Origin of the sequence: Methanobacterium sp., assembly GCF_038562635.1 — an archaeon.
Taxonomy (GTDB): Archaea; Methanobacteriota; Methanobacteria; order Methanobacteriales; family Methanobacteriaceae; genus Methanobacterium_D.
This window is the reverse complement of sequence record NZ_JBCFBO010000001.1, coordinates 1527729-1550400: the sequence shown is the minus strand read 5'-3', so window position 1 is coordinate 1550400 and position 22672 is coordinate 1527729. Positions and strand designations below refer to the sequence as shown.

General features: G+C 37.6%; 23 protein-coding genes. 1 reads left to right on the top strand and 22 read right to left on the bottom strand.

From position 1 onward, the window contains the following. Positions 1 to 397: 397 nt before the first annotated feature. Positions 398 to 1009 carry a class I SAM-dependent methyltransferase gene (locus tag AAGU07_RS07670; protein ID WP_342458525.1) on the top strand — a complete coding sequence of 204 codons (612 nt, stop codon included), beginning with the start codon at positions 398 to 400 and terminating at the stop codon, positions 1007 to 1009. A gap of 12 nt (positions 1010 to 1021) precedes the next feature. Here AAGU07_RS07670 and AAGU07_RS07665 read toward each other — a convergent pair whose 3' ends face one another. The 22 genes from AAGU07_RS07665 to fwdF all read right to left on the bottom strand — a co-directional run bounded on the left by AAGU07_RS07665 (position 1022) and on the right by fwdF (position 22670). After that, a complete protein-coding gene (locus AAGU07_RS07665) occupies positions 1022 to 1174 on the bottom strand; it encodes a ribbon-helix-helix domain-containing protein (RefSeq protein WP_083241086.1) in 153 nt (50 codons plus the stop codon). A 23-nt stretch (positions 1175 to 1197) separates the two neighbouring features. Further along, positions 1198 to 1785 (bottom strand): FmdE family protein, encoded by a 588-nt coding sequence (locus AAGU07_RS07660; RefSeq protein WP_342458524.1) that lies wholly within the window; start codon positions 1783 to 1785, stop codon positions 1198 to 1200. Between the two features lie 160 nt (positions 1786 to 1945). Next, positions 1946 to 2545, bottom strand: a complete 600-nt coding sequence (locus AAGU07_RS07655; RefSeq protein WP_342458523.1) for a class I SAM-dependent methyltransferase — start codon at positions 2543 to 2545, stop codon at positions 1946 to 1948. Between the two features lie 2 nt (positions 2546 to 2547). Continuing rightward, the gene (locus AAGU07_RS07650) at positions 2548 to 3300 is read right to left on the bottom strand and encodes a DUF364 domain-containing protein (protein ID WP_342458522.1); all 753 of its coding nucleotides are present in this window, start codon (positions 3298 to 3300) and stop codon (positions 2548 to 2550) included. Between the two features lie 85 nt (positions 3301 to 3385). Then, positions 3386 to 3997, bottom strand: a complete 612-nt coding sequence (locus AAGU07_RS07645; RefSeq protein ID WP_342458521.1) for an ATP-binding cassette domain-containing protein — start codon at positions 3995 to 3997, stop codon at positions 3386 to 3388. Between the two features lie 2 nt (positions 3998 to 3999). Further along, positions 4000 to 5145, bottom strand: a complete 1146-nt coding sequence (locus AAGU07_RS07640; protein WP_342458520.1) for an ABC transporter ATP-binding protein — start codon at positions 5143 to 5145, stop codon at positions 4000 to 4002. 74 nt (positions 5146 to 5219) lie between these two features. Then, a complete protein-coding gene (locus AAGU07_RS07635) occupies positions 5220 to 6071 on the bottom strand; it encodes an ABC transporter permease (RefSeq protein WP_342458519.1) in 852 nt (283 codons plus the stop codon). Further along, entirely contained in the window at positions 6068 to 7084 is a 1017-nt protein-coding gene (locus tag AAGU07_RS07630; RefSeq protein WP_342458518.1) for an ABC transporter permease, read from the bottom strand. Before AAGU07_RS07630 ends, AAGU07_RS07635 begins: the two co-directional genes overlap by 4 nt. Positions 7085 to 7204: 120 nt before the next feature. After that, complete coding sequence (locus AAGU07_RS07625; RefSeq protein WP_342458517.1) at positions 7205 to 8791, bottom strand: ABC transporter substrate-binding protein; 1587 nt, start codon at positions 8789 to 8791, stop codon at positions 7205 to 7207. A 206-nt stretch (positions 8792 to 8997) separates the two neighbouring features. Then, a complete protein-coding gene (locus AAGU07_RS07620) occupies positions 8998 to 10587 on the bottom strand; it encodes an ABC transporter substrate-binding protein (RefSeq protein WP_342458516.1) in 1590 nt (529 codons plus the stop codon). Positions 10588 to 11183: 596 nt separating this feature from the next. Further along, positions 11184 to 12233 carry a radical SAM protein gene (locus AAGU07_RS07615; protein ID WP_342458515.1) on the bottom strand — a complete coding sequence of 350 codons (1050 nt, stop codon included), beginning with the start codon at positions 12231 to 12233 and terminating at the stop codon, positions 11184 to 11186. Beyond that, on the bottom strand, positions 12234 to 12656 hold the full coding sequence (locus AAGU07_RS07610; protein ID WP_342458514.1) for a hypothetical protein: 423 nt from the start codon (positions 12654 to 12656) through the stop codon (positions 12234 to 12236). It abuts the gene before it with no gap. Positions 12657 to 12706: 50 nt separating this feature from the next. Continuing rightward, positions 12707 to 13501 (bottom strand): class I SAM-dependent methyltransferase, encoded by a 795-nt coding sequence (locus tag AAGU07_RS07605; RefSeq protein ID WP_342458513.1) that lies wholly within the window; start codon positions 13499 to 13501, stop codon positions 12707 to 12709. 161 nt (positions 13502 to 13662) lie between these two features. Further along, complete coding sequence (locus AAGU07_RS07600) at positions 13663 to 13800, bottom strand: hypothetical protein (RefSeq protein WP_342458512.1); 138 nt, start codon at positions 13798 to 13800, stop codon at positions 13663 to 13665. Positions 13801 to 14161: 361 nt separating this feature from the next. Next, on the bottom strand, positions 14162 to 15244 hold the full coding sequence (locus AAGU07_RS07595; protein ID WP_342458511.1) for an iron ABC transporter substrate-binding protein: 1083 nt from the start codon (positions 15242 to 15244) through the stop codon (positions 14162 to 14164). Between the two features lie 262 nt (positions 15245 to 15506). Beyond that, positions 15507 to 16508, bottom strand: a complete 1002-nt coding sequence (locus AAGU07_RS07590; protein ID WP_342458510.1) for an XdhC/CoxI family protein — start codon at positions 16506 to 16508, stop codon at positions 15507 to 15509. Positions 16509 to 16591: 83 nt separating this feature from the next. Continuing rightward, positions 16592 to 17425: a class I SAM-dependent methyltransferase gene (locus AAGU07_RS07585; protein ID WP_342458509.1), complete on the bottom strand. Its 834-nt coding sequence runs from the start codon at positions 17423 to 17425 to the stop codon at positions 16592 to 16594. Positions 17426 to 17564: 139 nt separating this feature from the next. Beyond that, positions 17565 to 18347: an ABC transporter ATP-binding protein gene (locus AAGU07_RS07580; protein ID WP_342458508.1), complete on the bottom strand. Its 783-nt coding sequence runs from the start codon at positions 18345 to 18347 to the stop codon at positions 17565 to 17567. Further along, positions 18344 to 19402, bottom strand: coding sequence for an iron ABC transporter permease (locus tag AAGU07_RS07575; RefSeq protein ID WP_342458507.1), 1059 nt, complete (start codon positions 19400 to 19402; stop codon positions 18344 to 18346). Before AAGU07_RS07575 ends, AAGU07_RS07580 begins: the two co-directional genes overlap by 4 nt. A gap of 104 nt (positions 19403 to 19506) precedes the next feature. Continuing rightward, positions 19507 to 20592 (bottom strand): ABC transporter substrate-binding protein, encoded by a 1086-nt coding sequence (locus AAGU07_RS07570; protein ID WP_342458506.1) that lies wholly within the window; start codon positions 20590 to 20592, stop codon positions 19507 to 19509. Positions 20593 to 20613: 21 nt separating this feature from the next. Beyond that, on the bottom strand, positions 20614 to 21471 hold the full coding sequence (locus AAGU07_RS07565; protein ID WP_342458505.1) for a class I SAM-dependent methyltransferase: 858 nt from the start codon (positions 21469 to 21471) through the stop codon (positions 20614 to 20616). A gap of 212 nt (positions 21472 to 21683) precedes the next feature. Beyond that, entirely contained in the window at positions 21684 to 22670 is a 987-nt protein-coding gene (gene fwdF, locus AAGU07_RS07560; RefSeq protein ID WP_342458504.1) for a tungsten-dependent formylmethanofuran dehydrogenase subunit FwdF, read from the bottom strand. Positions 22671 to 22672 lie beyond the last annotated feature (2 nt).

The following is a 22672-nucleotide window of genomic DNA, read 5'->3' as shown; positions in this document are numbered from 1 at the left end:
ACGTATGGGTTTTGTAATATCTGAAATTTAATTAAATTTTGCAGGTTTTATTTAAAAGAGGGGTTTATATCGAAATGTATATATTCCCGTATCGTATATTTTATTTTACTGTGAATAACATGTGAAAATTCTATGAATTTTCACTGTTACGGAACTGTCAAAAATCGAAGATTTTTGACGCCTGCAAAAACCTTTGTTTTTGCGGCCGAGGAAATAAATTTCCTCCGGCGTAGAAAAATGCATGGCATTTTTCTCCAACTTCGTTCCGTAAACATAACTTATTAAACTTATAAAATTTATATAATTACTTAAATTGCATTTAACGTGCTAAAACGATATAATAAGTTAAGCATACTTTAACAGATGGGTTATTCACTAAAAAAAAGGAGATAGAAAAATGTCAAGCGATACAGGATTATTTCCATCTAACGGGCACCGTATTCAGGGAAGATCAACAGAATCTTTTATAGATGCCCACGATGTGCTTTCAAGATTGAATTTTAAAGGAAATGAAGTTTTTGCAGATATTGGCTGCGGTGACGGTCATGTATCTATGGAAGCGTATGATATGCTGGACGATGAGGCAACCATATATTCTGTAGATGTATTTGGACCTTCCATTGAAGATATGGAAAAAGAAGTTGAGGAGAAGGGAATAAAAAATATTATTCCAATCCAGTCTGATGTAGCGGACCACATAGCTATCGAGGATAACACTGTAGATATATGCCTTCTGGTCAATGTTTTCCACCATTTTGTAGGAGTAGAAAAAACTGATGAGGCCATTGAGGAACTTAAAAGAATTATAAAGCCCGAAGGAAAAATAGCAGTTATGGACTATAAAAAAGAGGATACTGGATACGGACCTCCTGTAAGGGTCAAAAGCAGCCCGGAAGAAATGGAAGAAATGTTTGCAAAACACGGCTTAAAAATGGTGCAGCTTGATACTGAAGCAGGGGAAGACCTTGAACACGGTAAATCCCATTACATCATAACATTTGGAAAATAAGATTAAGGAAATTCACAAATTTCCTTTCATTCTATTTTTTCTTAAATAATCATCAATAGCTCTTCTAATAAGATTTCCAAGGGGAATATTATCTTTTTTTGAGGACAGTTCTTTCAAGTCGTTATACATGTCTTCTGGAAGTTTCATTGTAATCTGTCTTTCCACGTGATCACCTTAATGTTTGAATTTCAAGCCTTTTTTTGTGAACAGGGTATACATACTGGGCTGTTATCCCATGAAATAAATGATTCACCGCACATCTTGCATATTAAAACGTTCTTTTTCTTCTTTTGCGGGACTTCAATTTCAACCATTTCCCATGAATATAGGTCTTCGCCTGCTTCCATTAAAATGGGTAAAACTTCTTCGTGGCGCACCTTTTTATAGTTCATAAACCAGTCGTGCAGCAGCGGATATTTTTCAGTCTTTTTAGGGTCTAAAAATATCCTTATGCCTTTCATATGCGTTTCGCCTTTATCTGCGGATCTATTTATGGTCACGGCCATTTTATCGTAATCAAGAATTTTCACGCCTTTGTTACCAACGGTAGGAGTTCTTAAAATCTGAAATGCGTCTGGAACACAGTTCAATGTTTCGCAGGTAACAAAAATTCTCTCATCGTCCTTTATATCAAGCTCTCTTTTTGCTATATTCAACATCTGGTACCCTATATATGCCCCTGAGCTTAAATAGCCGTGAAATTTGATGATCTTCTCTAAATCCTTTTTGGTTTCAGGGTCTTTTACATTATTTATAATATCTTCCATACTTTCCATAAAATCACCAGTGAGTTTTAATCGTTCATGTTAATGCGTAAAATTTTACTGTAGATTTTTACATATCGGTTAATTTAAGTTGAACTTATTTAAAAAAATTCCATTTATTTATTCAACAGTTTACAATTATATGTAATTTGCACAACATGAGCGTTAAAAATTATTTTTTAAACAGAATCCACAGGCCTGAATTGTCATTTAATATGTGGTAGTCTTTAATAGGGACCCGGTTTAATATCAATTTTAGCCCTGTGATGCTAATTTTGGGTATATTAATATGATCTGTTCTGCCTGTATTTACTGATTGTCTTATTTTATTTTTAAGTGTTTTACTTCCAAATCCGCCCCCAATGTAGGCCCAGCCTCCCGGCTTTAAAACACGGCATATCTCCCTGAAAGCTGTTTCTTTATTTTCCCAGAAGAAAATTGAGCCCCTGCTTATAACTAAATCTGCAAAACCATTGGGGAAGGGAAGTTTGCAAACATCACCGTTAACAGGGAATATCCTGTACTGCAGCCCCTCTTCTACGATATTTTTCTTTGCAATCCCGTTCATTTGGGCTGAGATATCAAGGGAATATATGTTTAAGTCGGTTACTTTAGAAAGAGCAACTGCAAGTGCGCCTGGGCCAGATCCAACGTCGATGCAGGTTCCCTTCTTAATCCCGCACCTCCTGATGATCTGGTCTGCTATCTGGGGATAAACATCTTTAAAAATGGTCTTGGATCTTTTATCCATCTTATGGGGGTCAGTTTTCATTTTTAAACTTCCATGACTCTGAAAACAAGCTCATCTCCACAGACTCTGGAGTTTATCATGCCTCCACTCTGGCTTATGGTGTTAAGCAGGGCATCAGGCCTGGTTATTTCCACACCTGCAAGCATATCTGCACCGTAATCAAATAAAACATCGCTCATGGTAGTACTCGGCCCCATAACTATGGTGTAAGCATCTGCCATCCTGCACAGCTCCAGTACACGTTCCATGGTTTTATTTATAAGTGTAGAACCGGTTACAATCACGATATCGCTGTCTGGGATTACATATTCTGCCGCTGTTGCGTTTATTATTCCCTTTTTAACGTTTAAAAGACATGGATTCATTTCCAAAACCCACAGTTCTTTGGCAAGTGCTTTAATTTCAGGGATACGTGGAAATTTACCCACCATGGTGACTTTTTTATTTTCACATGTCTCAAGTACTATATCAATGGCGTTTACTCCTGTTTTACCCTTAACTTTTACCATGGAATTTAATGCAGCTACTCCAATACTTGCTTCCACGAAATTCCATGAACGGGCATATTCTGCAAGTTCTAAAGTGCTTTTTTCATTGAGCTTTCCAAGGTCCTTGGTGTAGTTGCCGTGGGGTACTGGAATCCCGTAAGTTTTGCATACTCCGCCGTACCGGCCTTTAACGCCAGTCCATGAGGCGCCGACTCTCACGTCTTCTGCAACCGCGTTTTCGCCCTGTACCGCTGATATAAGATCGTCTAAAAGTTTCATTTCCTTCATCGTTGCACCTTTCTAAAGTCGTTGGTGTTTTAATTCTCGCGAAACGTAAATATAAACGTATCGATTTAAAAGGAAAATAAAAAATTTAAACATTGTTGATGTTATCCAGATAAAGGATATCATGGCACAACTGTTTAATTAAATTTTTTTCATGGCTCACAACCAGTACTCCAATATTTTGCTCTTCTGCTATGTCCAGAATTGTATTCCATATCTGAGCCTGAGTAATTGCATCTACCATTGTTGTTATTTCATCGGCTATTAAAAATTTAGTTTTAGGTCCTAATGCCCTTGCAAGTGCAAATCTCTGAAGTTCCCCACCAGAAAGCTCACTGGGCCACCTATTTAGCCATTTCTTTTTTATTCCAAATGAATCCAGGATATCTTGTGGAACAGTATACCCTTCGTTTAAAATGTTTTTCATTTTCCATTTAGGGTTCACAGCTTTTTCAGGATGTTGAAAGACAAGCTGCACTGGATGATATCCATTTACTGGAATTTCTTTTCTATTTATGGTCACGTTTCCATGATAATTATTTTCATAACCTGATAATATTTTACACAGGGTTGATTTCCCACTCCCGCTGTCCCCAATGAGGCCAAGTACTTCGCCACTTTTTAATGATATATTAATATTATTTAAAATCCAGTTATTTTTTTTATATCCAAAACTTATATTTTCACCTTTAAGGCGCACTGTTACACCTCTTTAACTTCTTTTATGGGCATCTTCAGTTTGGACCCGTAAAACATATGGGCATCACTAGAAATTTCTTCTTTAGATAGTATGTTGTTACACCTGACTATGCCCCTGTTGACATCTCTTAATGGGGGAGTAACTTTGGAACAAAGATCATTCTTTTTAGAGCACCTTTCGTAAAAAACACATCCTTCTATGATTTCATCCTGCATCGGCTGGTGTCCATGAATTGTATGAAATCCATTCTGGGGAAGTGCATTCCACAGGGCCCTGGTGTAGGGATGTCTTAAATTTTCACCATCACTGCTGAAATCTTCCACATTAGCTACTTCTAAAACAGTTCCTGCATAAAATACTGCAATTTTATCAGATATTTTCAATGCTGCTTCTATATCATGAGTTATAAGTATAACAGCACATCCGTTATCTGCCATATCTTTGAAATAGTTCAATGTTTCGTTTAAAGTTTTTTCATCTAACCCTGGTGTGGGTTCATCCGCGATTATGAGATTTGCAGAACTCATTATGGCCGTAGAAACTAGTACTCGCCTTGCCATGCCCCCGGATAGCTCATGCGGAAGCATTCTGTCAACTTCTGGTTTCAGGTCATATCTCTGAAAAATTTTTCTCTGGAGATTTTTCATTAATTTTTTATCTTCTTCCTCTATATCTCCTATTACCTGGTCTGAAATCCTCATTAAAGGATCCAAATAATTTACGGACTGGGGAATCAGGGCAATTTCTTTACCTCTAAGCTTCTCTTTTTTACTTTGAGTAAGTTCATGACCATTATATTTTATTTTACCTTTAAGTGTAGCATTTGAAGGTAAAATTCCCAAAATTGCATGGGCCAGAAGACTTTTGCCAGATCCACTTGACCCGACAACAGCTAAAATTTCGCCGCTGCGCACTTCTATGCTTAAATTAGAGATTACATTTAATTCAGTTCTTCTAAGCCCTGAAGTGTACTGGGTGAATGAAAGTGAAATATCCTGTACTTTTAGTAAAGCATCTGTTTCTCTCTTTTTTTCAGTACCATCAATACTGTATGTCATGACATCAACTTCGGCACCATATAATTTTTCGTTTTTTTCAATTTCAGTGCCAAATTCCTCTTTAAAATTTATTTCAGCTTTATTTTCCATAATTTCACACCTTTTTAACATTTACAGTTAAATTATTATAATTGTACAGATTTTATAGCGGTTTAACACACGGTTCATTCGTGAGCACTCTTAGGATCTATTAGTTTTCCTAAATTATCCCCTATCATGTCAAATACAAGGACTACAATTAGCAGTGCTAATCCTGGGAAGAATGCAAGCCACCAGTACCCTGCTGACAGGTACTTCATGGACTCTGATAAAATGATACCAATTGCTGGCTGGTGCGGTGAAAGCCCAAAACCTAAAAAAGTGACTGAGGCTTCGTGTAGAATCGCGTGTGGAAACATTAAAATAGTTCCCAATATTATTTGGGGGATTATGTGAGGCATTATATGTTTTGTAGCTATCCACCACTTTGATTTACCAAAGTTTCCGGAGATGTGAATATATTCTTGAGTTTTAAGTTGCTTAATTTCTGCCCTTATAACTCTTGTTAAGCTTGTCCAGTGGGTTAATGCAACTCCAACAATAACTCCCATTGCCCCTCCTCCTAATCCGATGGAAATGAGGATTATTAAAAGGATATGTGGGATGGAAAGGCATAAATCCACTAACCATGATACAAGGGAATCTGTTTTTTTTCCTACACTTGAAAGCAGTCCTAAAATTATAGCCAGTATGGTACTGAGAGTGGAAGCAACAGCTCCGATTATTATACTTAAACCCAGCCCTTCGAGTGTCCTTGTAAACATGTCTCTACCCATCCAATCTGTCCCAAATGGATGTTCGATGGAGGGAGCAAGGTTTTTAGAGCCGAAATTGGTTGGTAAAGATTCACTACCTAAAACCACGCTAGAAATCACAATTGCAATTAATAAAAGTGATGTAAAGCCTATTATTAAAATAGTCTTTTGTCTTAAATTCAACCCAAAGAATACTCCTTTATGTGTTACACGGGTATTCATGACGCTGCCTCCTGTTGTTTAATCCTAGGATCGACGAATTCATATATGAGGTCTGCCATTGTATTTCCAAAGAAGACAAACAATGCACTGACAAGAACTATTCCTAAAAGGAGGGGCACATCAGACCGTAATCCTGCTGCTACTGCAGCTTGCCCAATTCCAGGGTATGAAAATACCTGTTCAACAAGAATTGCCCCTCCAAACAATTCGCTGAACCCTAAAAACTGTAATGTAATGGCTGGAAGCGCAACATTTCTAACTCCATGCCTCAGTACAAGATTTAATCCTTTTTCACCCCTTGCTTTTGCAAATAATACATAGTCGCTTGATAAAACTTCTGTTAATTTTTCTCTGGTAAACATTGCAATCTGGGCAACTCCAAGTAAACTTAAAGCTAGTGCAGGAAGGATTAAATGATGCAGCCAGTCCAGAAATGTCACATTGTTTGCTGTAACTCCTATGGGTACACTTAATCCTATGGGGAACCACCCTAAATATACTGAAAATACCATTAATAGAATTAACGCTAGCCAGAATGTGGGGGTAGCAGCTAAAATGTAGCAATAGATTTTTATTATTTTATCTATCCACGTTCCACGTTTCATTCCCGCAATTATTCCTAAAATAAATCCTAAAATTCCTGAAATTATCCATGAAGTTGCCATTAAGATTAAAGACGCCGTAAATCTCTCTTTAATCACGTCAAAAACAGGTATTCTATAGATCAGTGAAGTTCCAAAATTCCCTTTCATGATATTTCCTGCCCAATTTAATAATTTTTCTTGGGGAGGTGTGTTAACGCCCCAGTATTCTTCAAGTTGGACTTTTTTCTCTTGAGTTATCGACATTTCTCCGATGTATGCCCTTACGGGATCTATGGGTGACTGTTCAACAAGCCAAAAACTAGCAAGACATACCACAATTAAAAGGAAAATTAACTTGATGGTTTTTTTCCCAATAAAATCCAGTAATTTTTCATACCCACTAAATCTCAATAATTTTTCAGTTTTCACCTTATCTTTCCTCCATTGGTGAATTTGCTTGGAAATAAATGAGTAAAAATGAAAATTTTTATATTTCCATGTTTATGCAGTAAATTTCTTGATAAACAAATTCAGTTAGTTTTATCCGTCTTAGCTACTTGTCCCACCTGTGCGTTTCCAATCTAGAACATTTATAAACAGGTCAGTACCACGCCCTTTTGGAGGAGTTCCTATGTCTATATTGTCTTTGACCTGGTATAGGGAGTCTACTGTAGCTATCCATAACCAGGGGGCGTCTCCTGCAGGTCCAAAACCAGTATTTCCGTCATAAGCAGCTTTTTGCCATAATTTATTGGCGTGGCTTAAATTTTGACTGCTTAAAGCATTGTCTAAGTAATTATCAACAATCGAGCTGTTGTATGCTCCTGGATTTAAATAATTGTCATCAAGTGTTTTACTGTGGTATTGTGAGTATACTGAGTAATATGGATTTGGAGCACCTTGTCGGTATAAACAAGCTGAATTGTACTGGTTTGCATATATGGTATCCCAGTCCGCACCGACAAGTTCTATGTTTATTCCTATCTTTTGGGCTTGTTCGGCCACAACGGTTGCCAGCGATTGTCTTGTTTGATCATTTGAATAATAATACAGTTTAAATGATGCATTTTGCCCATTTTTTTCCAGTATTCCATCACCGTCTGTATCTTTCCATCCGCCGTTTTCCAGTATTTTTTTAGCAGCTTCAATATTTGAATCATTTATTTTGGCATCTGGATTTCCATAATCCTGCTGGTCTACCCCAGTATATTCAACTGCCCCATAACCTTTAAATACTTCTTTAACTATTTTGGATCTATTTAGTGCAATATTCAGTGCTTTTCTTATTGCTAAATCTGAAGTTACATTGTTACCTATGATTTTTCCCGCTTCTGTTTTTTCACCGGTGTCATTTATCATGGGGAAAGATATTCCATGTGCCATTCCTGCTGAGAGATTTACAAGTCTGTATCCGTCTACATTTTGATCTGCATTAATTACATCAACTTCTCCAATATCTGATTGTCCAGTTTTGACTGCGGCCAAACTAGAATCTGGTTTTGAAAATAATATGGTTATTTTCTTAAAGTAAGGTTCTTTACCATAATAATTCTCGTTATATTCAAATATTGCCTGTTGTCCTTTGTCCCATTGCACTAATTTGTATGGTCCTGAACCTATTGGATGTTCTCCGTATGTTTCATTGTTATAACTGGCTTCTGGGACAATTCCAAGATATCTTAATTTCCAAATAAATGTGGAATCCGTTTTATTAAGTTTAAAAACTACAGTATTGTTATCTACGGCAGTAGCATTTTTCAGGTTGGTCATATCAAGTTTAGAATTACTTACTTTTGCTTCATTAAAGGTGAATGCCACATCTTTTGCTGTTAAACTTGTATTATCAGAAAATTTAACGCTTTTCCTTATATTTACAGTCCATGTCAACCCATCAGAGCTAACTGAATAATTTGTGGCTAAGTCATTTGTTAAATTACCATCTGCTCCTGTTTTAAATAATGTACTTTGTATTAATGGTTCCCGGTTTACATCTCCACATCCCCAGTCATGAAGGGAGTCAAAACCTTGACTTGGTTCAGAATTATAAACATAACTTACTACTAGTTCGTCAGCAGCTCTGGACGTGGAGCTGAATGTCATGGTGGCCGCAAAAATTATTAAAATTGCAACTATCATTCCTATAATTAGATACGATCGATTTTTTTTAATTTAAAACGCCTCCTTTGTTTATTTGTTCAACGTTCGGATGACTAAATAAGGTTTTTATCTGCTTTTTAGTGAATTTAATTAAAAATAGAAATCACTGAATATATTTTCATATATCCAGTGTCCATTTCAATTTTATAAATAAATACAGATTATTTCACTGTTTTATCACACTTTCAGCTGGTTTGATTTCCTGTACGTTTCCATTCGTATATGTTGTTGAAGATATCTGCACCATGGGGCTGGATTCCAGGAGTTCCAATATCTAAATCATCATCGACGACGTACAGATATTTAAGAGTTGCCATCCATAACCATGTGGCATCACCTTTTTGGGAATATCCTGTTGTTCCATCCCATGCAGCTAATTTACAGTATTTATTACTGGTATTTTGATTAAGAGATGTCATGGCACTTCTTAAATTTTTATCTACAGCAGAATTGTTATAGAATATCACATTATTGTATTTACTAGATGATCCACTACCTGAACGGGTACTGTAATATCTTAAATACACATCAGTTGGATCTATAGACCCATAACCCCAAACTACGGGGGTTGAGTATGCTAATGTGTCAATTGCATCCCAGCTTTTACCTTCCACATTTATTTTTATGCCCAGTTTTTCTGCCTGTTCACTTACTGCAACAGCTAATGCCTGCCTTTCCTGCCTGTCAGATGGGTATATAAGGGTAAATTCTGCTTTGGTTCCATTTTTTTCCAGGATACCATCGCCATCAGTGTCTTTCCAGCCCCCTGAAGACAAAATATTTTTGGCTTCAGTTATATTTCCATCTTCAAAAATAGCTTCTTTATTTCCAAAGGGTAGCTTATCTACGCCTGTGAATTCTTCTTCGCCTTGTCCATTTAATGCCCCGCTGATTAATGCCTGCCTGTCAATTCCAACATTTAAGGCTTTCCTAATGGCAGCATCCGTGGTCACATTGTTTCCAATGGTATAGTTATCTTCAGTTTTTTTGCCTGTATCTTCCTGTACTGGGAAACTGATTCCTCTGGCATCAAAAGAATCGATTTTCAATATTTTCATACCATTTACTGTTTGGTTTGCATAGGAAGTAGGGATTTCTGCGATATCTACTTGTCCTGCCTTAGCTGCAGCAAAAGCTGTATCTGCAGTAGTGAACAGGATAGTTACCTGTTTAAAGTATGGTTTTTGGCCATAATATTCATCATTCCTTTCAAGTATCACTTGCTGGCCTTTATTCCACTGCACAAATTTGTATGGACCAGAGCCTATTGGATTTTGACCATATGTTTCATTGTTATAAGCATGTTCTGGAACAATCCCCAGCCCTGCAAGTTTATAAATAAAGGTTGATTGAGGATCATTTAGTTTAAACTGAATTGTAGCATTATCCAATGCCTTAGCACTTTCTAACATGGATAAATCCATTCCTCCACTGCCATTAGCTGCTGTATTATATGTAAATGCAATATCTTTTGCTGTTAAGGGTACACCATCAGTGAATTTAACATCATCTCTTATTTTAACTGTCCACGTCAGCCCGTCGCTACTAACAGAATAATTGGTGGCTAAATCGTTGACCATGGATGTATTATCTCTTTTAAAAAGAGTACTTTGAATGAGTGGTTCTTTTCCAACTGCCCATCCATTAATGGGGTCAAAACCGCCTTCAGGTTCTCCAGAATGTGTTCCTACCGCGGCTACTAGTTCGTCAGCAGCTCTGGACGTGGAGCTGAATGTCATGGCGGCCGCAAAAATTATTAAAATTGCAACTATCATTCCTATAATTAGATACGATCGATTTTTTTTAATTTAAAACGCCTCCTTATCCTTTTTTAGGATAAACTCAAGTTATTTGAGCAATATTTTCTAATTACTGCTGTTGATATGTACAAATACTGCTAAAATAATACTTTTAATATTAAAAACATTATTATTGTAATACTATACATATTAAACTTAAGATAAGTTGAATAATGTAATTTTAATATAAATACTTTTTTATAAAAGGATATTACTAAATTCACAGGAATTTTATATGTTAGTATTACTAAAAATCGTTGAATAAATCGTTATTACTTAATTAAGTTTATTAATGAGAATAGTATTACAGATTTTAGTTGGTTACTACCTTTATATGATTGGGGGAGGCCAGTTTATTCTGGCATAATACTGAAAAAACACATTCAAAGTTAAAATCCAGTATTAGACGTTATTAATGTATATGTGGGTGTTTAACCATTTAAAGCGAGGAAAAATATAAAAAAACCTTTTTAATTAGGTTTAAAAAACAAAAATAGTAGTAACATGTGTTATTTTTAAAATAAATTTTGTTCACATGTTACTTTGAAAGTATATTTAAATAAAGCATTTATCTACTTAATCAAACCGCATAAAAAGAGATCATCAAAGAAGGGGCATTTGCCCCTGCACCCTGAGATTTTATCGCATTCGACACAGTCTGATTTGCAGCTGGTATCTATGTAATCCCTGTAGTCTGAAAATTTGCTTTCCCATATCTCTTCAAAACTGAACTGTTTTAAATTGTAGTGGTAACTGCTGCTGTTGCAGAATGAACAGGGTGTTACGTCCAGATTTTCATCGATATAAACTGAAAAGAACCCGCATTCGCAGCTGTCTATCAGGTCTACATTTATGCCTGTAGCTTTCATCAGGACTGGGACAAAACAGGCATCAAAGCCTATTTTTACGCTGGTAACAGGGCCATCTACAAGATCAAGGAACGTTCTTAGAGCGCCTGCAGATTTTATACTTCCGCTGTTTTCAGCCCTTCCTGTGGGCTTATAGGTCAGAAATATAACTGAATTGAAGTCCTTAATGTATTCATCATAATTCCCATTTAAAAGGTCTACAGCATCATTTATGGTGGCCTCTGAGATCACGTAGTGGATATTTGCAAGGATACCATTATCTTTTAAGCAAGACCCAATTTCTGAAAGCTCTTCAGTGGACAGGTCCCTGTAGGGGTCCCATGATATGGCCACAGCCCCGCAGTAGTCCCTGGTCGCTTCAATATTTTCTGGATTGAAGAACTTGCCGCTTGTGGTGTAATTTGGTATTACTCCAAATTCTTCCCTTGTTATCCTGATTATTTCTGTAAAATCTGGATGGAGGAGGGGTTCTCCACCACCAAGTGCAACTTGAAAGATACTACCGTATTTTTCGCTTGTAAGCTCCTGAAGGGCAAAACGGTAATCTTCAAGGGACATGAATTTGCCTTCTTCACTGCTTTTCCTGTAACAGTAACTGCACCCGTTTGTACAGTAGTTGGATATTGATATGTCCGCAAGTTCTGGCCAGGGTGCCATTTGAGGGTCTTCAGAAAAGTCTGCACCCCACCTGAAGGTAATTCCAGTTTCAGGAATTCCCACGAAGTTGTATCCTTCAAAGTGTTTTCGTATCATCTAAAGATCTCTCGCATCCTCTTCGCAGTCGCATTTTGGATCGGTTGTCTGGGTAGCTCCCACACCGTAGAGGTCCTGGCTTTGGCCTTTGACAACTATCCAGTTTATGATGTCCCACAGCTCTTCATTGGAAAGCTCGCTGAAATCGGTTCTTGAGATTTCATCAGGGTTTATGCTGTCGTCTAAAAAGACAGATTTTCCAATGTTGAATTTTTTCACGGTGAAGTAGTAGTCTTCATCGTTTATTTTGGTTGTGTGGCCTGTTTTTTTCAATTCATCCTTTACAAATGTTAATAGCTGTACAAGTCCAATTTTGTCTGTTTTTTTAAAGTGGTTTAAGTTGGCATCTATGATGTCTTCTTTTGCAGTTAAAACAAAGCTTGTTGAACTGCTGTTTGTTACGAAATCACATCTTATTTTCAAAAATAACGCCTCCAGTTATCATATTGTTTTTAATTATTATATCTTTTAATTTATTTTTTCCACCAGATCAGAGACCACACAGGCCTACTGTCCGGCATTTCAAGCATCCCATTTTCAAGCCTTATCAATGTTTTGTCCAGATAAGCCCTTGCTGTTTTTTCTTCTTTTTCACTTAAAGGGCCAAGACTAATTTTGCAGCTTTCCATGGCCTCATCGAGGTCATTATAGATCAGGCGGCTGTGGCACTCCAGGTGTTCAACATTGGCATGTATGCCCATCTGGGATAGGATATTGTAAAAATATACATGGTCCTGTGTGTCCCTGTAAGGTCTTCCAAGGGCTGCAGGGACACCTCTGCAGTGCCCATGTTCTCCACCGCCCCAGACGGTAATATATACATATCCGGACGCTGCGCTGTCAATCTTCTCAAGGGCGCTTTGAATATCAGGCTCCCGCCCCACGGACCGGGATGCAACCACGACATCATGGGGTTCGATATCTTTTCCCACTGCAATGTCTGTCCAGGAGCGGTGCATGCATGTTATATTGGAAAGGTGTTCTTTTTGAGCATCTTCCTTTAATATTTTCAGCATTTCACTTGAAATATCCAGTGCAGTAACTCTATCTGCTTTTTTTGCTGCAGGTATTGAAACTGCACCAGCACCGCAGCCGATATCAAGCAGGGACCATTCTGCCTTTAACTTCACCCGCTGCATCAGTTTCAGGGGGTAGTCATCTACGTCCATCCACCTTCTAAATTGTGCAGCAGTTTTGTCCCATCTGGCTTCTATTGCGCCTTCATTGGGGGAATGATTGGTTTCATGATCCTGTATGTCTTTCCACATCTGGTTCCAGTCGATATCTTCCAGTTTAATCCTTATCTCCTCCTTTGGATTGAAAGTTATATGTTATAAGTTATAAGTGAATTTTTAAATTTGATAGAGCGACATATTGAAGCTTTTAGAGTGTTTAATTCAACTTTTTGTTTAAATGCTCTTTTTTCCTTTTAAGATTTATGGTGCTGATTTTTACTCTCTTTTGAATGGTTTGTGTGTGGATTGGGTGCAGTGCAGCAGTCACAGGTACAGTTCAAATCATGTGTGCAGTGACAGTAACTACAGCTGCAGTGATTTTTTTTATCCATTTAAGTTTACTTCCTATTCAATGAGTTAACATGTTTTAATTTATAACGGGTTTTTTTTAGGTTTTATAACCTGTATAGGATAATATTTTGCACTGAATTTAATTAATTTTAAATTAATTAACTCCTTTTGTAGTAAGTGCCGTTTTCACATACTCTGCAGAGTGTTTTATCATTAGAAATGATTTCTCTACTGTCCATAATTTTTTCTCCACATATTTCACAGGATGTGGTATGTTTTGGAAAGCCAGGGATATCATTTTAAGGTACTTCCATGTCAATTTTTTCTATTTTCTTTTGCATAAAAAAATTGAACAGGATAAATTCCTGTTTCTGAATTTCAAAGGATTTGGGTAAGTATGCTTTAAATTGTCTGGTTGTTCAATATGTTTTTCACATCGCTGTCTGTCAGGTTTACGTGGTAGAAATCGGAGTAAAACTCTTTAGTGAGTTTGGTCATGTTCAAGTTCTGGAATTTGTCTGGGTAAATTACTTTGGCGGTCCATGGTATTCCAATAATAGTGTTAACTGCTGGAGGATGGTCAAACCAGCTGAAAGGTGCATTTGGTGCCAGGTAAACTCTGTGATTTTTCACTGCTGGAACTTCCTGCCATGAGGAATTGGAATAGACGCTGTTGTAGAACTGAGAGTTTTCAGTTATTATGACATCTGGATTCCAGTTTAAAACCTGTTCCATGGATACCTGAGTCATACCTCCACTTTTCAGGTTTGCAGGGACAGTGGCAACGTTAATTCCTCCGCAGAGGTCTATTAACTGACCGTGCATCGAGCCTGATGGGTCTGTCTGCAGTCCTGCTGTTCCTTCAGCGTAGTAAACCCTCGCTTTCTGGTCTTGAGGTATGGTTGAAACTGTGCTGTTGACAGTTTGTGTCATGTTGTTGTAGAATGATATAAGTTTATCAGCCTGTCCTTCTTCTCCAAGCAGCTGTCCCAGGAACTTAATAGAAGGGGCATACTGTGTTACGTTTGTGGTGTCCTGCACACCTACAACAGGAATGCTGCCCATATTTTTCTGCCGTTCAGTTATAGTGGAGTTTGGATCTCCTTGAATATTATAGCCCTCAAGCACAACGTCTGGATTCATTGATATGAATGTTTCGTAGTTACCTGTATTTTGACCGAACCAGCCACCTATTGTAGGTAGATTCTGGTATTTTGAAGGTATGTATTTCTTTGCTGAGTCTGTGAGGTTAAAGTTCCAGCCCCCTAGTTTATCTGGAGCCAGCATATAGACTGTTGTGGTTGTTGTTGGGGATGTAGATAAAACCATATTGATTTCACCAGGTACATGAACGGTTCTTCCCAGCATATCTGTGATGGTGGTATTTCCTGTGCCGGGAATTGCATTTGCATAATTCATGTACCCTGCTACCACTGCTATAACTGCAATAACGGCCACTACAGCCACTATAATCTTTTTATCCATTTAATTCACCTAATTTTAATTGTAAAATCTTTATTTGAAATATTATTGCATAAAATTTGTTTTTTTGTATATTCTGCTTTTAAATTCTTGTTTTAAGTAATATGTGTTGTATTATGTCCCCTTTAATGTCTATGTGCCTCCGTAATTTTTAATAGACACGTTTAGCTTTACATATCGCTTTAAATAAGCCGTGACAACGTGCTATAAATTTAAATTAAAAGTAAAAGGATGCTAAATCCATTTATAAGTTAGTAGAGCAATATCAGGATCTTCTTACCTTTACGAGTTCGCCTACAATACTAACTGCAATTTCTTGAGGTGTTTCTGCATTAATGGAAAGCCCAATAGGGGAGTAAACATTATCAACAGCTTCAGGGTCAAGTCCAATCTCTTTCATATGTTCGAGAACCATTTTCACTTTCCGTCTGCTCCCTATCATGCCTATATATTTGGCGTTTTTTTTCAGGGATTCTATAAGCACATCTCTGTCGAATTGATGTCCTCTTGTAACGATTACCACGTATTCACTTCCCGTGAAGTTTAAACGGTTGAACACATCGTAAAATGACTCAACAAGGACTTCATCAGCATCTGGGAATCTTTCCCTGCTTGCAAATTCGGCGCGGTCATCTATGATAACAACGTAGAACCCTACCATCTTGGCTATTTTTGAGATGAACTGTGAAACGTGGCCTGCACCAAAAACATAAAGTGACGGCGCGATATGGAGTGATTCAACAATAACTCCGTCTTCAAATTGGAGATCTGTACTGCGCATGTGTTTTAAGAATGCATTTTTATCCTCTTCAGATATGGGGTCCCCGCTTATTTCTGCATTTTCTTCTATAACTGTTTTAAGGTAGTTTTCTCCATCGAACTGTGTTACAAGAACTCCATTTAACCCCATTCTTTTTAACTCTCCAAGGCGTCTGTAAAGTTCAATATTTTTTAAATGTACAGGCTCCAAAAGAACATCAATGTTTCCCCCGCAGATCATGCCGTCAGATGCCACTTCTTTACTGTCCATCCGTATGTGGATCATTTCCGGTTTTTCTGTACCCATTGTGGATAGGGCCTGTTTATAAACACTGTGTTCAAGGTTACCGCCTCCGATAGTTCCATAAATTTTACCCTCTTCTCCAATAAACATTTTAGCACCTACGTCTCGTGGTGCAGACCCATCTCGCGATATAACGGTTGCAATGGCCCCTATCTTCTCGTTTTTAAGATAATCCTCTACAATTTCGTACATGTTCATATTCATTGTTATCCCTTTGGATTTTTGATTAATAAACGTAATTTATAATATTTAGCTTTTATGTCCATATAATTTAATTATTGACTAATTTATTCCTTTTTCCACCATATTAAGGCCCAATCGGGCTTATTATGGGGAAATTTAAACTTTGAGTCGTGTATTTTAACCATTTTTTCAGCTAGATATTCCCTTAAAATATCTTCCTCCATTTGATTCAGGTTTACCATTTTCCACCTGAAGGTTTCTATCGCTTCATCAATGCTGGAATAATAACTGCTGTTGTCGTACTTTAAAATTTCAATATTTGCATAAATTCCCAGCTCATAGAGCATGTTATATGCATAAATATAAGTTGGATGTTGGTGAAATTCTCTTCCTATGATTTTTGATATTTCATTTTGAAATTTTACATTATTGGCACCCCATAATGTTATATAAACGTATTTTTTAGCAATTACATTGATTTCTTCAAGTATCTGTTTGATGTTGTAAACCCCGTTTAGAGACCGCGACGCCACAACCACGTCGTGGGGTTCTATATCTTTGTTTAACAGCACGTCTTCCAGACGCCTGTTAAGGGGGGTAATATTATTTAGCCCGTTTTCAGAAGCATCTTCTTCCAGTAAATGAAGCATTTTTTTTGAAATGTCTAGGGCTGTGACTTTTTTTGCTTTCCTGGCAAGTGGTAGGGTTATATTACCGCTGCCGCACCCTATATCCAGTAAGGTGTCCTCAGGTTCTAATTTTATTTTCTCCAAAAGCCTTCTGGAATAGTCATTTTTTCCCTTATTTTTTTTAAATTTGGGTGCTACATTATCCCATGATCTGGAGTTTTTTTTAGGTAATTTTCCAAGGGCATCGTTCCACAATTCGTTCCAATCACATTTTACAATTTTTTCATTGGTGGGGTCTATTTTGATCACCTGATCCTGCAAATATTTAAGAAAATAAATAGCGAATTGAGCAGGATTGATTTTTTTGTCAATTATGAATCTGTTCGATATGTGTATATAAACATATCACTTAAACATATAAATTTAAAAAAAAGTAATAATAATGGAGTTATTTTATGGGCATGGGTATACATGCTTTTCTGTGTTCGTCTACTTCCATTATTTTAACGTCGATATTATATGCACGTCTCATGTTTTCTTCTGTAATAACGCTTTCCGGCGTTCCCATTTCCATAATTGTCCCGCCGTTCATAATGGCAACTTTATTGGATGATAAAAAAGCATGGTCTGGAAAGTGTGAAGTCATAATGACAGATAATCCATTTTCTGCCAGTTTATTTATGACATCGAGGGTACGTATCTGGTTTCCAAAGTCCAGATGTGATGTTGGTTCATCAAGAAGCAGTATTTGGGGCTGCTGGGCTAAAACTCTTGCTATGAGCACCATCTGCCGTTCTCCTCCGCTTATTTCGGTGTAAGTTTTATCGGTCAGGTGGGAAATTCCAAGGCTTTTTAATGCCTCTTCAGCTATTTTGTAGTCTTTATCTCCTGGAACTGATGTTAAACTTAAATGAGGTGCTCTGCCCATTAAAACCACATCGAAGACTGAAAATGCAAATGTTGAATTGTGAGATTGGGGTATGTAACCTATTATCTTTGCTAAATCATTTTTATTCAGCGAATGAATGTTTTGGTTGTTTATGAGGATATTTCCACTGTTTAATTTAAGCAAACCGTTCATACATTTGATTAAAGTTGATTTTCCGGTTCCATTGGGACCTAGTATGCATAGGACGTCTCCATTTTCAAGTGAAAGGTTTACATCATTAAAAATATTCTCTTTTTGATTGTAAGAAAACCCTGCATGATTTATTTCAAGAATTTTGCTCATGACCATCCCTCATAACCTTTATTGAGGAGATAAACAAAGAAAGGAGCTCCAATTATGGCTGTTAATATTCCTAATGGGATTTCTATTGAGACTGCAGTTCTGCACACATCATCCACTAACAACAGGAAAAATGCGCCTAGTGCAATGCTTGCAGGTAAAAGTTTCCTGTGGTCTGGCCCTACAATCATCCTGGCTACGTGTGGTATTACCAGGCCGACCCAGCCTATAATTCCGCTTATGCTTACAGCTGCGGCAGTTAAAAGTGTACAGCACGTAATTACAAGTATTCTCAACCGGTCTATATTTATACCAAGTGCTCGGGCTTCATCATCACCCATAGAAAGAACGTTAAGTCTCCACCTTACTAGTAAAAGGGCTGTAAAACCAATTAAGATAGGCACGCTAATCATCATTATGCTGCTGCTGTTAACTGAAGCTAGGCTGCCCATAAGCCAGTATACAATTTCGGGTAACTTGCTGTTAGGGTCTGCAAGGTACTTAATACAGGAGGTAAATGCTGAAAACAGTGCCCCGATGGCTATTCCTCCAAGCACCATCATTAAAATGGTGTTGCCCCTGAAGTTCCTGCTCAGGAAATAAGTAAGGCTAACTGCACTAAGACCGAATATAAATGCCATAACCTGTATCATTACTGGAGATGAGCCTAATAAGATAGCTAGAGCGGCTCCAAATCCTGCACCTGCTGAAACACCAAGAATATCTGGAGATACCAGCGGGTTCTGGAATGTTCCCTGGAATGAGGCCCCTGAAACTGATAATGCAGCGCCGACTATCATTGCAGCTATTATTCTGGGTAACCTTATGTCCCAGACTACAGTGTAAACTGCAGGGGATAAATTTGTTTTAATTGGTAAAAGAGCCATTAGAACGTCTAATGGTGAAACGGGATATCTCCCTATTAAAAAAGATGCAAAAAATAAGATAACTGGCAGTAGTATCAACACGCTTATTACGGATGTTTCCTTAATGGTTTTTTGAATTGATTTTTTAAGGGTCTGGGGACCTATTTTTTGGGTAGTAGTATCATTGCCCATTTTTTCCCTCCATGTGTGAAATTAAGTAAAGATGTATTGTATATTGCATGTCCATAAATAAAAAGGGGCAGGATAAAGTATCCTGCTTGTATATCTATTTAATTTTAGGACATTTGATTGTTCAGTAAGTCTTGCACATCGCTGTCTGTCAAGTTGTAATGGTAGAACTCCATGTAAAATTCTTTTGTCAGTTTTGTCATGTTCAGGTCCTTGAATTTGTCAGGGTAGAGTACTTTAGCTGTCCATGGTATCCCAATAATGGTGTTTACACCCGGAGGTCTATCAAACCAGCCTATAGGGGAAGTTGGCGCAAGATAAACCTTTTTATCCTGAACTGCTTTGACATCTTTCCATGATGAGTTAGAGTAGACGCTGCTGTAGAACTGTTTGTTATTGGTTATGATGATTTCAGGGTTCCAGCTAAGCACCTGTTCCATTCCAACCTGTGACATTCCCATACCCTGTTTAACTGCTACTTGCGCAACATTTATACCTCCGCAGAGGTTTATGAGCTGGGAATGTGATGAACCACTTGGATCTGTCTGAAGACCTGATGACCCTTCAGCATAGTAAACAGTCACTTTTTCATCTTCTGGAATGGTTGAAACTGTGCTGTTAACGATTTTTGACACGTTGTTGTAGAATGATATCAGTTTATTTGCCTGTTCCTCTTCTCCAAGTATCTTTCCAAGGAACTGAATGGATGGAGTGTAATTTGTGACGTTTGTTGAACTTAAAACTGCCACTACTGATATGCTGCCCATTTTACTCTGCATGTCACTTATTTGCGCTGCAGAAGAACTGTTTCCACTCACACTCACATCGTCTAATATTAGAGAGGGGTTTGCTGCTATGAATGTTTCAGGGTTACCTGTGTATGTACCAAACCATCCTCCGACTACCGTCAGGTTTTGATATTTCTCAGGCATGTATTTCTTTGAATCAGCTGTTAAGTTTGAATTCCAGCCTCCAAGTTTATCTGGGGCTAACATATAAACTATATTGGTTACAGGGGGAGATGTTGCAAGTACTGAGATTACTTCACCAGGCACGTGAACAGTCCTCCCTGTCATATCTGTGAGGGTAGTGTTGCCTGTGCCGGGAATGGAGCTGCCAAGGCTCATGTATCCTGCCACAACAGCTACAACTGCAATTACTGCTATTGCCCCTATTATAATTTTTTTATCCATTTTTACCGCCTAATAATAAATTTACTTTTTCCACCACAGCAACATCCAGTTAGGATCATTGGTGGTGTATTCAAGGGTCCCATCGTCCCTTTCAATGAGTTTATTTTTCAAAAAATCTTCAATTTTCACTTTTTTTTCTTCTCCGATATTATTTGTAGTCCACCCCAGTTTCCATATGCGGCGTTCTACTGCATCGTCTAAATCCTGATATATATGTCGGGATACACATTCAATCGGTTCTAAACTGGCATATATGCCCATCTGATAGAGCATGTTGTATACATACATATAATCGGGGGAAGTGTAGTGGGGTACACCTATAATTTCGGAAAGATCTTTTTCGAACTGATGACTTGTTGCACTCCAGTGTGTCATGTATACATACTTTCTGGCAATGTTGTCTATCTTTTTAAGCTCTTTTTTGAGGTTAAGAACGTTTCCAAGTGATCGTGATGCTATTACTACATCATACTGACCTATTTTGTCAGGATCAAGGTCCTCAATTGAGCTTTGCATATATTCAATGTTTGAAATACCCTTTTTTTGGGCATTTTCTTCAACAAACTTCAGCATTTCACCTGACATGTCCACCGCAGTCACCTGTTTGACATGTTTTGCAACTTCAAGCGTAATGCTTCCATTGCCGCAGCCTAAATCCAGAACACTGTAATCTGGTTCTTTATGGATTTTTGATGCTAAAATCTGGGGGTAGTCATCTGTTTTCATCCATTCATTGAATTTTGGTGCGATTTTATCCCACCTGGTTTTTTCATTTTCCCGGGGCATTTTCTGGAGTGCTTCGTTCCACATTCCGTTCCAATCAATATTATCTATATCTAAAATCGCTTTATTTTCTGTATTTATATTTACCGCCTCCAATTACACTTAAATTAGATTATTTTTCTAATTTAGACTTACATGGTAATTTAATTAAATCAACTACCAGTTCTATGTGACAATGTTTTTTTTAATCGAGGAGTCTATATAAACGTATCGAAATGAATCAAACTTTTGTTAAAAATATGAACTATTAAAAAAAGGGAGGAGGATATATTATGGCCGCAATATATCCTGTAAAATTAATTTTTTGTCTATTCTGTCAGGTTTGATAATATTTTATCCCATGACTTTGAACGCACGTTTCCGAGGTTCATGTTGTTCCGTTTTATAACTATATTCTGTTGAGGGCACACGTTAGTGCATACACCGCAGAGTATACAGTGATCAGGGTTCACCTGGGCTTTCCCGTCCACAACTGTTATAGCGTTACATGGGCAAACATCCTGACATGCATGGCAGGAGTCACCTTTACATTCAGTGTTTCCGGTAGATATTTCTCCTTCAAATGGTTTAATAACGGTAACTGCCTCTTTTGGACAGATATCCTCGCACCATCCGCATTTAATACAGTCTTCTTCATCTAAGATTAATTTACCGGTAACTGAATACTTTTCAGGGTCGAGCTCGTACTCTCCATAGGAACATAATCTGCATGCTGCCTTTATTGCATTTTCAGGACATGCTCGTTTACATACGAGGCAGTATACACATTTATCTTCGTCAACTGAGATGCTGTATGAATTTTTACCTGTTTCTTTGATTTTAATGGCTTCTGCAGGGCACATTTCTTCACATACGCCGCAGTTTATGCATTCATCTTCTTTGATTTCAATTTCTCCAATTACAAGGTCTGCTCTTTTAGGGAGTGTTCTTGTAACTGTTATTGCATCTCTTGGACAGGCAGTTTCGCATTTACGGCAGTATACGCAGGCATCATCATTAACTGCTGCTTCATGGGACCATTTTGGGTACACTTCCATTTTAGCCATATCTTCGCCATTTATGCTGCATTTCATGGCCTTAAATGCACATGCAGATGCACATAACCCGCATAAAGCACATGTGTCTTCATTTACTGAAACATAATCCATTTTTAGCAGTCCTCTGGCTATAGGTAGAACTGGGCCTAACTTTAAAGAATTAGTTGGGCAGATATCTACGCATATCCCACAGCCTATACAGTTTTCACTATTATAATCCAGACAACGTACCTGGTCGCCGTTTCTTTCTATTCTCATCT

Bases quoted from the DNA above. Each gene is read 5' to 3' on its own strand.
- AAGU07_RS07670 (WP_342458525.1), top strand. From the start codon at position 398: ATGTCAAGCGATACAGGATTATTTCCATCTAACGGGCACCGTATTCAG.
- AAGU07_RS07660 (WP_342458524.1), bottom strand. From the start codon at position 1,785: ATGGAAAGTATGGAAGATATTATAAATAATGTAAAAGACCCTGAAACC.
- AAGU07_RS07655 (WP_342458523.1), bottom strand. From the start codon at position 2,545: ATGAAAACTGACCCCCATAAGATGGATAAAAGATCCAAGACCATTTTT.
- AAGU07_RS07650 (WP_342458522.1), bottom strand. From the start codon at position 3,300: ATGAAGGAAATGAAACTTTTAGACGATCTTATATCAGCGGTACAGGGC.
- AAGU07_RS07640 (WP_342458520.1), bottom strand. From the start codon at position 5,145: ATGGAAAATAAAGCTGAAATAAATTTTAAAGAGGAATTTGGCACTGAA.
- AAGU07_RS07635 (WP_342458519.1), bottom strand. From the start codon at position 6,071: ATGAATACCCGTGTAACACATAAAGGAGTATTCTTTGGGTTGAATTTA.
- AAGU07_RS07625 (WP_342458517.1), bottom strand. From the start codon at position 8,791: ATGATAGTTGCAATTTTAATAATTTTTGCGGCCACCATGACATTCAGC.
- AAGU07_RS07620 (WP_342458516.1), bottom strand. From the start codon at position 10,587: ATGATAGTTGCAATTTTAATAATTTTTGCGGCCGCCATGACATTCAGC.
- AAGU07_RS07615 (WP_342458515.1), bottom strand. From the start codon at position 12,233: ATGATACGAAAACACTTTGAAGGATACAACTTCGTGGGAATTCCTGAA.
- AAGU07_RS07605 (WP_342458513.1), bottom strand. From the start codon at position 13,501: ATGTGGAAAGACATACAGGATCATGAAACCAATCATTCCCCCAATGAA.
- AAGU07_RS07600 (WP_342458512.1), bottom strand. From the start codon at position 13,800: ATGGATAAAAAAAATCACTGCAGCTGTAGTTACTGTCACTGCACACAT.
- AAGU07_RS07595 (WP_342458511.1), bottom strand. From the start codon at position 15,244: ATGGATAAAAAGATTATAGTGGCTGTAGTGGCCGTTATTGCAGTTATA.
- AAGU07_RS07590 (WP_342458510.1), bottom strand. From the start codon at position 16,508: ATGAATATGAACATGTACGAAATTGTAGAGGATTATCTTAAAAACGAG.
- AAGU07_RS07580 (WP_342458508.1), bottom strand. From the start codon at position 18,347: ATGAGCAAAATTCTTGAAATAAATCATGCAGGGTTTTCTTACAATCAA.
- AAGU07_RS07575 (WP_342458507.1), bottom strand. From the start codon at position 19,402: ATGGGCAATGATACTACTACCCAAAAAATAGGTCCCCAGACCCTTAAA.
- AAGU07_RS07570 (WP_342458506.1), bottom strand. From the start codon at position 20,592: ATGGATAAAAAAATTATAATAGGGGCAATAGCAGTAATTGCAGTTGTA.
- fwdF (WP_342458504.1), bottom strand. From the start codon at position 22,670: ATGAGAATAGAAAGAAACGGCGACCAGGTACGTTGTCTGGATTATAAT.